We start from the raw sequence: 11,259 nt of genomic DNA on the forward strand, positions 1-11,259 counted from the left end.
GGGCAAAGATGGTCACCACCGCCAGCCCGTCAACCCGACGTACCCTGCGTGTTGTTGTCATCAGAACGCCGGTTCATCGGCACTCTGTCCGATATAAAGGTTGGCCCGCGAACTCGGAGCCCAGCAGATAGCCACGCCCACCCGGAGTGAAGGCAATGGCCTCCGCCTGGGCCTGGCTGGCGCTGGGTACTTCGGCCACCTGCCCCGCGATCAGATCCTCCAGGCGCTGGGCCTGCGGGCGCCGCACCTCCCAGACTCGCGTATAGGTGCGCAGCAGCAGCCGCTCGCCCGAGGGGTTCAAGTCCGCGCCCGTCGTCAACCGATCGACATCCTGCGGCGCATGGAGCGTGCCCAGCTTCTTCGCCTTCACCTGCTCGTTGGGGCGCAGGCCGTCCAGCGCGTACACGTCCCCCAGCGAGTCCGGGGTCTTGGTGATCACGGCCAGCCGGCCCGTGCGGGCGTCGATGATCAGGGACTCGGCGTTGTGGGGGCCGTCCGGGTAGGTGAACGCCAGCGTCTCGACCGGCAGGGAGGCGTCCGCGAGCTGCTCGGGCTCCGCGAGCCGGAAGAGGCGGACCTGCTCCCGCTGCTGGAAGTTGTCTCCAATGTCCGCCAGGTAGACGCACGGCGGAGCCTCGGCCCGGGGCTCGCATGGGCCCACGGCGATGTCCTCGAGGTCCTTCGCCGTGGCGCCCGTCAGCGTGAAGGTGGCGCGGATCTTCCCGCTGTCCTCCATCGCATACAGCCGGAAGGCGTTGTCCGAGTCGTTATGGGCCCAGAAGACGCCTGGGTGCCGAGCGCTGGCGGCCAGCCCGGACAGCTCGCTCAGCCCGGCGGGCACGGTGCCCGTCTGCCGCGCATCACCATAGAGGGTGCAGCCGGGCACACTGGTGGCGGGGGGATAGAGCCCTCCCGCATCTGGCGGAACCTGCTGCTGCGCCGTGACGGGCTTGGGACTCGAGCAGGCACACCACAGGCCCGCGAGCAGAACCGGGGCCAGGCGCCGCACGTCAACCTTCCAGGTTGAGCAGCTTCGCCAGCGTCTTCGCGTCCGCGTCGGGGAACTGGTACTGCGCCATCTCTTCGAGCGCCACCCAGCGGTGATCGTGCACGCGCAGGTGCTGGATGGTGGCCTTGGCGTCCTTCAGGCGGCAGTGGAAGACGCGGAAGTCGATGTCGTACTTCGGATACTCGTGGTGCGTGTGCATGGCCTGCTCGAGCACGGTGACGTCGACGCCCATCTCCTCGCGGATCTCCCGCGCGAGCGCCTGGGCATCGGACTCGCCCTCTTCCACGCGACCGCCGGGGAACTCCCAGAGCAGCGGCAGCGACGCCTTCGGCGGGCGCTGGGTGATGAGGTAGCGCCCTGCGTCGTTCTGCAGCATCGCGCCGACCACGCGGATCTGACGGCGACCCATACGTTCTCCTGTCTCATCGGAGGGGGAGGGGCGGCCTAACACAAGCGCCCGCCCGTCGCCAATCACCGACAAGGCTGCACACGGTCCGCCAGGGGTGCCAGCCCTGCCTGCCCTGCGGCCTACCGGGAAGGAGACTCTTTCTTGCGGCGCCCCTCCCCCGAGGAGGCCCCTCGGCGGCCCGACTGCCCTCGGCCTCCTCGCGACGGGCGGGGCCCCTCCGCGGAGGTGGCCCCTCGGGCGTGCGAGCCCTTCGCCTTGCCCCGTGCCGTGGCGCGAACCAGGGCCGCGACCTCGCGCTCGGCCTCTTGGCGGCCATAGAGCTGTCCGATGCGCCACAGGTGCAGGCGCAGCTCGTGGCTGAACTCCTCGCACGAGGTGTAGCGATCCGTGCGGCGTGGCGCCAGGGCGCGGCGGAGGATGGGACGCAGCCCCGTGGACAGGTTGCGCGTCGCCTCCTCGACATCCCCCGTGGTGAGCTCCCGGATCTTCTCCACGAAGCCCCAGGTGAGCTTGCGGATCTGCGCCCGGAGCTCCAGCACGAGCGCGGCCGCGGCCCTGTCTCCGCGGCCCAACGCCGTCGCCTCATCCACGCGCCGGCGGAGCTCGCTCAGCTCCTGGGTGACGCGATCCGAGCCCTCGATCAGCGGCCGGCCGGTGAGCAGGTGCAGCATCACCGCGGCCAGCGAGAACTGATCGCTGCGCCCGTCGATCGACCCCTTGCGCGTCAGCTCGGGCGAGGCATAGGCGAGGTTGCCGGGCAGCACGTCATCCTCGGTGGGCTGGCGCTCCGGGAGCGAGGCCCACACGGCCCCGAAGTCGGTGAGCTTCACCTCGCCCCGGGTGCCCACCATGATGGTGCGCGGCGACACGTTGCGGTGGACCAGCCGCAGCCAGCGCCCCTTCTCGGTGGTGAGCATATGCGCGTGGTGAAGCGCGGCGGCCACTTCGGCCCCCAGGTAGCACGCGAACGCCTCGGACAGCGGCTTGCCCGCCTGGGCCGAGAACTCGAGGATGGCATCCAGCCGGTGCCCCTCCACGTACTCCAGCACGAGGTAGGGATCTCCCGCGGTGCCCTCGAGATCATGCATGCCTGCGATGCCGGGGTGCCGCAGCCACGAGGTGATGGCCACCTCCTCCATGAGCCGGCGGTAGTCCTCCTCGCGGCAGTCGCGCGCCAGGCGCTTGAGCACGACATAGTCCCCAGTGTTCGTGTCGAAGCGCCTGCGGGCGAGCAGCAGCTCTCCGTGCCAGGTCTGCTCCAGCGGACGGATGAGCTCATACGTGGTGCGGCCAGACTGCAGGAGCACAGGACCTGAGGCCGGAGTGCGGTCCGAGGGGGTGCTCGGCATGAAGGGGCTCCTCATTTCATTCGGAAGGGTGGGGACGCGCCCCACGGACAACCCAAAGGGTAAATTTTCGGCGACTCTACGTCGAGAGTAGCCCGGGAGTGGAAGAACGAGTGAAAGACGCGCCGCGCCGTCCTGGCATAGGCTGGGCGCCTCATGAGCCAGAGACAGCGGGCCATCGCCCTCGGGGCCGCCATCCGAGCGGCTCGGGAAAAGACGGGGCTGACTCAGGAAGAGGTGGCCCACCAGATCGAGCTGCACCCGATGACCTACGGTGGCATCGAGCGCGGCCGGCTGCTGCCCAGCATCTCCACGCTGACGCGGATCTGCATCGCGCTGAAGCTCGATCCGGACACACTTCCGGACTTGAGGGACGTGCGCGACTAGGATTGGCCCATGGCCTCCATTCAATTCCTCGGTGCCGCGGGCACCGTCACGGGCTCGAAGTTCCTGCTGGAGCATGAGGGCCGGCGCGTGCTCGTCGACTGCGGACTGTTTCAGGGAAAGAAGGAGCTGCGGCAGCTCAACTGGGAGCCCCTGCCCGTCCCGGTGCCGAGCCTGCATGCGATCGTCCTGACGCACGCTCACATCGATCATACGGGCGGGCTGCCGCGCGTGGTGCATGCGGGCTACGACGGCCCGGTCTACTGCACGTCCGGGACGCGGGACTTGTCGGCGCTGCTGCTGCCGGACTCGGCGCACCTGCAGGAGGAAGAGGCGCGCTACGCCAACAAGGAGCACTTCTCCCGGCACCAACCGGCGCTGCCGCTCTACGGGGTGGAGGACGCCGAGCGCGCGGTGAAGCTGATGGAGACGTTCAGCTACGAGCGCTCCAAGGAGATCCTCCCGGGCATCACCCTCACCTTCTACCGAGCGGGCCACATCCTCGGCTCGGCGGTGTGCGTGTTCGACCTGAAGAGCACGGGCCAGCGCGTGGTGTTCAGCGGGGATCTGGGCCGCTACAACGCGCCCATCCTGAGGGATCCACAGGGCGTGAAGTCGGCCACCACGCTGGTGGTGGAGAGCACCTACGGCAACCGGGAGCACGGTGAAACCCAGCCGGAGGAGGCGCTGTGCAACGCGGTGAAGCGCGCGTTCGATCGCCGGGGCATGGTGATCATCCCCGCCTTCGCCATCGGGCGCACCCAGGAGCTGCTGTATCACCTGCGCAACCTGGAGGAGGCCCGCCGCATCCCCGAGGTGGATGTGTACGTGGACTCGCCCATGGCGTGTGACGCGACGCCCATCTACCTGGCGCACCCCGAGGAGCACGACCTGGCGATGAAGGAGCTGTTGGCGCGTGGGAAGACGCCGCTGGCCACACGGCGTACGCACTTCGTCACCTCGCCGAATGACAGCAAGCGGCTCAACCTGATCGAGGGGCCGGGGATCATCATCTCGGCGTCGGGGATGGCCACGGGCGGGCGCGTGCTGCACCACCTCAAGCACCGGCTGCCAGACGCGCGCAACACCGTGCTCTTCGTGGGCTACCAGTCCGAGGGCACGCGCGGACGGCGCCTGCTGGACGGGGAGAAGGAGCTCAAGATCCACGGGCAGCTGATCCCGGTGGAGGCGGAGATCCGCGTGGTGAGCGGCTTCTCCGCGCACGCGGACTGGACCGAGACGCTGCGCTGGATGAAGGGCTTCGAGTCCCCACCCCGTCAGACGCTGCTGGTCCACGGTGAGCCGGATGCGCTCCAGGCGCTCAAGGCCCGCGTCGAGGCCCAGGGGTGGAAGGCCGCCGTGCCCCACCACCTGGAGCGCGTCGAGCTGGCTCGGTGAGCTTCACCTGAGCCCTCCCGGCTCCCCCTCGGGCAATCGAGGGAGCGTTGCCGGGCGTCCTTGGGGTCACGACCTTTCATGAGCGGGCTGCGTGCAAGCTCTTGGGAGGCTGTGATGGCGGACAAGCGCGACGAACGGGACCAATACAGAGGTGAACGGCGGGACCCAGAGAGGGAGCGGCGGATCGAGCGACGGGCTGACATCTACCGGGGCTCGGACGAACGAGGCTACGGAGGCGGCGAACACCTGGGCCGTGACTGGGAGCGAGGAGATCTGGAGGGAGCCGAGCGCCTGGGCCGAGGTGAGCGCCTTCACAGCGTGGACGAAGAGCGCTTCGTTCGCGGCGGCCGAGGGAGCGAGGAGCGCTTCCGCGACACGGGCCGGGACGTGCGCCAGTACGCGGACTTCGATCGCGAGCGGGAGGATCATGGCTACCGCGACAGGGATCGAGAGGATCTGCGCGCCAGCCCGAGCGGTCGAGGGTTCGGCGAGGTGATTGATCGGGAGGGGCGGCACCGTCACTACAACCTCACGGGCCTGCATGATCTGGACGACCTGTCCGAGCTTCGGGAGCGCTACCACGAGCACCGCCACCCACGAGACTATGAGCCGCACTACGGCCACGGCCCGGGGATCGAGAACATGGAGTCTCCTCGGCTGGGCTACGGCACGAGCATGACTCGCCGGACCAGCTCGGACCGGGAGATGGGCCACGGCGGCTTCATGGGAGATACCTACCGCGCGGGCTCGCCGCAGCCCTCGGGGCGAGGGCCGAAGGGTTACCAGCGCTCGGATGACCGCATCCGCGAGGACATCTGCGACCGGCTGATGGTGAGCTGGATGAACGCCGAGAACGTCGACGTCATCGTGCGAGCCGGTGAAGTCACGCTCCAGGGCACGGTGAAGAGCCGGGATGAGAAGCGCGCCATCGAGGCGCTCGCCGAGTCCGTGCTCGGGGTGAAGGACATCACCAACGCGCTGCGGCTCGAGCGCGCCGATCAGGTTCGCGCCGAGGCACGTCCCGAGCAGCTCCCGCAGACCCAGAACCTCAAGGATCGGCCTCAGGCGCAGAGCCAGCAGGGACGAGACCAGGAGCGACGGGCGAAGGACCAGGAGCAGACGTCCGCGCCGCAGCCAGGGGACACGTCGCTGCACTCGTGAGGTGAATCCGAGGGCGCTGTCCACGGTGGCAGCGCCCTCCCCTCACGCGGGCTGAAGGCTCAGCTCCTCGCCCCATCCGAGGGCGTCACGCTGATGACCACGGACTTGGAGGCCGGCGTGCGGCTCTTCTCCGCGAAGTTGTCGATCGCCACCAGCACGTTGGTCTCGGGGAAGTACGTCGCCGCGCACCGGCGGGGAATCCGATACGGCACCACCACGAAGCGCCGCGCCACGCGCGTCTCACCCCGGAAGTGGCTCGTCAGGTCCACCACCTGTCCCTCGGTGAGCCCGAGCGCACGCAGGTCCTCCGGGTTCAGCAGCACCACCCGCCGCCCGTTGCGGATGCCTCGGTAGCGGTCATCCAGCCCGTACAGCGTGGTGTTGTACTGATCGTGGCTGCGGATGGTCATCATCAGGAGCTGGCCAGGGCCTAGCTCGATTCGCGGCAGCGGGTGGACCGTGAAGTGCGCCTTGCTGTCCGGCGTGGTGAAGTGCCCCTCGCGCGGCCCGTTGGGCAGGTAGAAGCCGCCGGGCTCGCGGACGCGCGGGTTGAAGCGCTCGAAGCCGGGGACGACGCGGGAGATGCACTCCCGGATGCGATCGTAGTCCTCCACCAGCCCCTGCCAGTCCACCTGGCTCTTCGAGCCGAGCACGGCCCGCGCCAGCCCCGCGACGATGTCCGGCTCGCTGCGCAGGTGCTCGGAGGCGGGCTCCACCGCGCCACGCGAGGCGTGCACCACGCCCATCGAGTTCTCCACCGTGACGAACTGCGCCCCGCTCGCCCTCACGTCCCGCTCGGTGCGGCCAAGGCACGGGAGGATCAGCGCACGCCGCCCGTGAACCAGGTGCGCCCGGTTCAGCTTGGTGGACACGTGCGCGGTGAGGCGCGTGCGGCGCAGGGCCTCGGCGGTGAACTCGGTGTCCGGCGTGGCCGACAGGAAGTTGCCGCCCAGGGCAAAGAGCACCTTCACCTTGCCCTCGTGCATGCCCCGGATCGTGGCCACCGTGTCCAGGCCGTGCGCCCGGGGAGGCTCGAAGCGGAACTCCCGCTGCAGGGAGTCCAGGAACGCGGGGCTCGGCTTCTCCACGATGCCCATGGTCCGATCGCCCTGGACGTTGCTGTGGCCGCGCACCGGGCACAACCCCGCGCCCGGCTTGCCGACGCTGCCTCGCAGCAGCGCCACGTTGACGATCTCCTGGATGTTGGCCACCGCGTTCTGGTGCTGGGTGAGCCCCATCGCCCAGCAGAAGATGATCCGCTCCGAGCTCGCCAGGATCTCCGCCGCGGCGCGGATCTGCTCCTGCGCCACGCCGCTCTGCTCCACCACCTCGTCCCATGAGACGGCGCGCAACGCTTGCACGTACTCCTCGAAGCCCGTGGTCCGCTGCTGGATGAACTGCTTGTCCAGCACCCGGCCCGGCCGCCGCGCCTCCTCCTCCAGCAGCGCCTTGCCCAGCCCCTTGAGCAGCGCCACATCCCCGTTGATGCGCACCGGCAGCCACAGGCGGTTGATGGCCGTGCCCGGGCCGATGAGCTGGATCAGCTCCTGAGGGTGCTTGAAGCGGTTGAGCCCCGTCTCCGGCAGCGGGTTGATGCTGACGATCTGGCACCCTCGGCGCGCCGCCGCCTGCAGCGACGTGAGCATGCGGGGGTGGTTGGTGCCCGGGTTCTGGCCGATGACGAAGATGGCCTCGGCCTTCTCGAAGTCCTCCAAGGTCACCGTGCCCTTGCCGATGCCGAGGGTCTCCTTGAGCGCCGCGCCGCTGGACTCGTGGCACAGATTCGAGCAGTCCGGCAGGTTGTTGGTCCCGAACTGCCGCACGAAGAGCTGGTAGAGAAACGCGGCCTCGTTGCTCGTGCGCCCGGAGGTGTAGAAGCACGCCTCGTCCGGCGAGCCGAGCGCGTTCAGCTCCTCCGCCACCAGCGCGAAGGCCTCGTCCCACGAGAGGGGCTCGTAGTGCGTGGAGTCCTCGCGCAGCACCATGGGGTGCGTAAGCCGCCCCTGCTTGCCCAGCCACAGATCCGGCTGCTGGGCCAACTCCGCCACGCTGTACCGGCGGAAGAACTCCGGCGTCACACGCGCTTGGGTGCCCTCCTCCGCCACCGCCTTGGCCCCGTTCTCACAGAACTCCGCCACGGAGCGCTCGCCGTCGGGATCCGGCCAGGCGCAGCCGGGGCAGTCGAAGCCATCCTTCTGGTTCAACTGGAGCAGCAGTTGGGTGCCGCGAATCGGCCCCATCTCGCCCCAGGCGTGCTGGATGGAGGCCAGCACCGCGGGCACTCCGCCGGCCACCTCCTGCACGGGGCCCACGTCCGGGGGTTTGGGTTCCACGGGCGGCTGCGCGCTGGGGAGCCCCTGGGCGAGCGACACCGAAGACCGAGCGGGCTGCTCCGGCGCTCCCTGTTCCCTGCTCCGCGCGTCCGCCATGGCTACCACTCCTGAAGGTGCGGGCACCCATGCCCGCTTCGAGCACTGAGGCTATAGTGCCCGCCTCCAAGACCCAATGCTCTGCAAGTCCTCCTCTCGCACGCTTGTTGCCCTGGCGATCGTTCTGCAACTCGCCAGGATCGGATGTCAGAGCCAGCGGCTCAGCACTCGGTAGAGCCCGTGGCCTCGATGACGTACACCTTGCGCGACTGCTCGAAGACCGGGATGTAGAGATCGCCCAGACCGCACGAGTCCTCCGCACGCTGCTGGAACCAGTGGTAGTAGCCGGACTGGAACTCCTCGCCCGTGCCCACCTCGGCCTCGATGGCCGGCATCAGATTGTTCAGGTACCGCAGCGTCGAGAGCGTCTCCAGCCGGTCCCGCGTGACGCCCGCATGCCAGGGCAGGTTCACCGGATCCGAGGCGCCCTGCTCCAACGCCGCCGCCACCACGTCGTCCCGGGTGAAGCTGCCGTCTGCCGAGCTGATCTCGAAGGCGCGCACGGTGGCATTGCCGCCCGCGGCGGCCTGCACCGCGGGGCTGACCGCGACCTCCACCAGCGAGACGTTGGTCAACGCTTGAGAGCGCTTCTTGAGCTGCGTCTTCGCGGTAGGAGCCGGTGCGTTCTCCTGGGACGGATTGCTACAACCAACCCCAAGGGTGACAAGCAGGCAGAGGGACAGCAGCGGAAGAGGCTTCATCCGGGGCTCCTGTGAGCGGGGGGACTCAATTCCCGACGTTGAACAATTCGATGGTAACCGAATTTTACAGGAGCATCAAGCCCAACCTGCATTTCACGTGGGACGTGTGAAGCAGGCAAAAGCCGCCTACCCAGCGGAGCCCGGGGTGTAGATGGTGGACTGGAGGAGGCGGACGCGCTGGGTCACGGCGCCGAGGCTCTCGGCATGGCCCACGAAGAGGAACCCCTGGGGGCAGAGGTGCTCCACGAGCCGCTCGAGGGCCCGGGCCTTGGAGGCGGCATCGAAGTAGATGAAGACGTTGCGGCAGAAGATCAGATCGAACCGGCCCACCACCGGGTAGTGCTCCTCGTGGAGGTTGACGCGCTCGAAGCGCACCAACGGGCGAAGCTCGGGGCCGGCCTTCATCCACTGCGCCTGGCTCCCGGTGCCGCGGAGCATGAACGCCTTGAGGTAGCGGGTGGGAATCTCCCGGGCTCGCTCCACCGGCCAGAGCGTCTGGCGGGCCCGCTCGAGGACCCGCGTGGACAGATCCGTGGCGAGGATCTCGATCTGCCAGCCCTCCTCCACCGGGAGGTGGGAGCGCAGCACCATGGCCAGGGTGAAGGCCTCCTCGCCCGTGGAGCACCCCGCGCTCCACGCGCGCACCTTGCGCACGCCCGTCCCCGGGTGACCCTGTGCGCGCCAGCGGGGCAGCACCTCGTTCTCCAGGAACTCGAAGTGCCGCGGCTCGCGGAAGAAGTGCGTCTCGTGCGTGCAGATGGCGTCCAGCAGCCGGAGCCGCTCCGCCGCGTCCTCCTCCACCTGGCGCAGGTAGGCGCTGAAGGAGGGGCCGCCCAGCTCGCGGAGCCGGCGCGCCAGCCTCCCCATCAGCAGGGCCTTCTTGTTCGGCCCCAAGTAGATGCCGGCCTCGCGGTAGATGAGCCGCTGGTAGCCGTAGAAGACACGGTCGGGGATCTCCGAGGAGAGCAAGGAGCTGCCGGGCTCGGGGGCTTGCAGCTTCAGGGCGGCCTGCGAGTTCATGCGCATGCTCCTGGGCTCATCCCTGAGACTCATCGAGCCCTGCTTCCGGAGCCGGCGCTGGCAGGGCGGGCAGCTCTTGCGGCTCGGCGGCGGCACTGGCCGCGCGGATCTCCTGGCTGTTCAAGACCCGATCGATGTCGAGCAGGAGGATGAACTTCCGGCCGGCCCGTCCCATTCCGACAAGATACTCGGCATGAACGGGGGTTCCGAACGCCGGAGGCGGCTCCACATCCGCCGGGCCCAGGTCCAGCACCTGTCCGACGGCGTCCGCCAGCACTCCCATCACCAGCTTCTCTCCCTGAAATGTCACCTCCGCCACGACGATGCAGCTCCGGGGGTGCACGGTGCTCGGTGGCAGGCCGAGCTTCATCGCCAGATCGATGACGGGCAGCACGCTCCCACGCAGGTTCGTCACGCCACGGATCCACTCGGGGGCGCTGGGGACACGTGTCACGGTGTCGTACTCGATGATCTCCCGGACCTGGAGGATGCCGACGGCGTACTCCTCCCCGGCGATGAAGAAGCTCAGATACTGGGCGGTGGGTGCGGCCGCGGGCGGGTTCATGACGGGCTCCTAGAATCTCTTGAACTCACGATCATCCGCGGACAGGAGGGCAGCGCTCTCCTCACTGGCCTTGGGCGCGGGCTGTGCCACGATGCTGGCCGGAGCCGGCGGCCCCACCCAGCTCCGGGGCTTCCCGAACCGCGGCTGCCTCCCGTGCTCCTCACCCACTCGGAAGAAGGACACGAGCTGCTCGAGCGCCGAGGCCTGCGCCGACAACTCCTCCGCCGTCGCCGACAGCTCCTCCGCCGCCGCTGCATTGCGCTGCGTCACCTGATCCACCTGCACCATCGCCCGGTTCATGTGCTTCACACCCATCGCCTGCTCTCCGCTGGCGGCCACCACCTCCTGCACCAGCTGCGCCGTCTTCCGGATGGAGGGCACCAGCTCCTCCAGCAGCTCCCCCGAGCGCTGCGCCACCTTCACGCTCCGGCTGGCCAGCCCTCCTATCTCCTGCGCCGCTCCCCGGCTCCTCTCCGCTAGCTTCCTCACCTCCGTCGACACCACCGAGAACCCTCGGCCGTGCTCCCCGGCTCGCGCCGCCTCTATCGCCGCGTTCAGCGCCAGCAGGTTCGTCTGATACGCGATCTCCTCCACCACACTGATCTTCCCCGCTATCACCTCCATCGCCTCCACCGTCTCCTTCACCGCCTGCCCGCTCTTGCTGGCGTGCTCGGCTCCCTGCACCGCCATCTGCTCCATCTGCCGGCTGTTCTGGCTGGTCTGCTCAATCGTCGCGCTCATCTCCTCCAAGCTCGCCGTCGTCTCCTCCACGCTGCTGGCCTGCTCGCTGGTTCCCTGCGACAGGCTCTGCGACGAGGCCGATACCTGATTGGCCGC

General features: G+C 68.9%; 11 protein-coding genes. 3 read left to right on the forward strand and 8 right to left on the reverse strand.

What is annotated here, in order from left to right:
* Positions 1-73 precede the first annotated feature (73 nt).
* The 3 genes from ACJ8AT_RS20635 to ACJ8AT_RS20645 all read right to left on the reverse strand — a co-directional run bounded on the left by ACJ8AT_RS20635 (position 74) and on the right by ACJ8AT_RS20645 (position 2,767).
* Positions 74-1,009: a hypothetical protein gene (locus ACJ8AT_RS20635; RefSeq protein WP_407739491.1), complete on the reverse strand. Its 936-nt coding sequence runs from the start codon at positions 1,007-1,009 to the stop codon at positions 74-76.
* A 1-nt stretch (position 1,010) separates the two neighbouring features.
* Positions 1,011-1,418, reverse strand: coding sequence for a (deoxy)nucleoside triphosphate pyrophosphohydrolase (locus tag ACJ8AT_RS20640; protein ID WP_407739492.1), 408 nt, complete (start codon positions 1,416-1,418; stop codon positions 1,011-1,013).
* A gap of 119 nt (positions 1,419-1,537) precedes the next feature.
* Entirely contained in the window at positions 1,538-2,767 is a 1,230-nt protein-coding gene (locus ACJ8AT_RS20645) for a serine/threonine protein kinase (protein WP_407739493.1), read from the reverse strand.
* A 153-nt stretch (positions 2,768-2,920) separates the two neighbouring features.
* Here ACJ8AT_RS20645 and ACJ8AT_RS20650 point away from each other — a divergent pair, with 153 nt between their 5' ends.
* From ACJ8AT_RS20650 to ACJ8AT_RS20660, 3 genes are all read left to right on the forward strand, one after another.
* Positions 2,921-3,151 (forward strand): helix-turn-helix domain-containing protein, encoded by a 231-nt coding sequence (locus ACJ8AT_RS20650; protein WP_407739494.1) that lies wholly within the window; start codon positions 2,921-2,923, stop codon positions 3,149-3,151.
* A gap of 9 nt (positions 3,152-3,160) precedes the next feature.
* Complete coding sequence (locus ACJ8AT_RS20655) at positions 3,161-4,546, forward strand: MBL fold metallo-hydrolase RNA specificity domain-containing protein (RefSeq protein WP_407739495.1); 1,386 nt, start codon at positions 3,161-3,163, stop codon at positions 4,544-4,546.
* A gap of 318 nt (positions 4,547-4,864) precedes the next feature.
* Complete coding sequence (locus ACJ8AT_RS20660; RefSeq protein WP_407739496.1) at positions 4,865-5,707, forward strand: BON domain-containing protein; 843 nt, start codon at positions 4,865-4,867, stop codon at positions 5,705-5,707.
* A 59-nt stretch (positions 5,708-5,766) separates the two neighbouring features.
* On the opposite strand, the gene ACJ8AT_RS20665 is transcribed toward ACJ8AT_RS20660, so the two are convergent.
* From ACJ8AT_RS20665 to ACJ8AT_RS20685, 5 genes are all read right to left on the reverse strand, one after another.
* Positions 5,767-8,136, reverse strand: coding sequence for an FdhF/YdeP family oxidoreductase (locus ACJ8AT_RS20665; protein WP_407739497.1), 2,370 nt, complete (start codon positions 8,134-8,136; stop codon positions 5,767-5,769).
* A 161-nt stretch (positions 8,137-8,297) separates the two neighbouring features.
* Complete coding sequence (locus ACJ8AT_RS20670) at positions 8,298-8,837, reverse strand: hypothetical protein (protein WP_407739498.1); 540 nt, start codon at positions 8,835-8,837, stop codon at positions 8,298-8,300.
* Between the two features lie 126 nt (positions 8,838-8,963).
* Positions 8,964-9,857, reverse strand: coding sequence for a CheR family methyltransferase (locus ACJ8AT_RS20675; RefSeq protein ID WP_407739499.1), 894 nt, complete (start codon positions 9,855-9,857; stop codon positions 8,964-8,966).
* 16 nt (positions 9,858-9,873) lie between these two features.
* Complete coding sequence (locus tag ACJ8AT_RS20680; protein ID WP_407739500.1) at positions 9,874-10,422, reverse strand: chemotaxis protein CheW; 549 nt, start codon at positions 10,420-10,422, stop codon at positions 9,874-9,876.
* Positions 10,423-10,431: 9 nt separating this feature from the next.
* A partial coding sequence (locus ACJ8AT_RS20685) for a methyl-accepting chemotaxis protein (protein ID WP_407739501.1) occupies positions 10,432-11,259 on the reverse strand: 828 nt, incomplete at its 5' end.

Source organism: Hyalangium sp. (assembly GCF_045802625.1).
Lineage (GTDB): Bacteria > Myxococcota > Myxococcia > Myxococcales > Myxococcaceae > Hyalangium.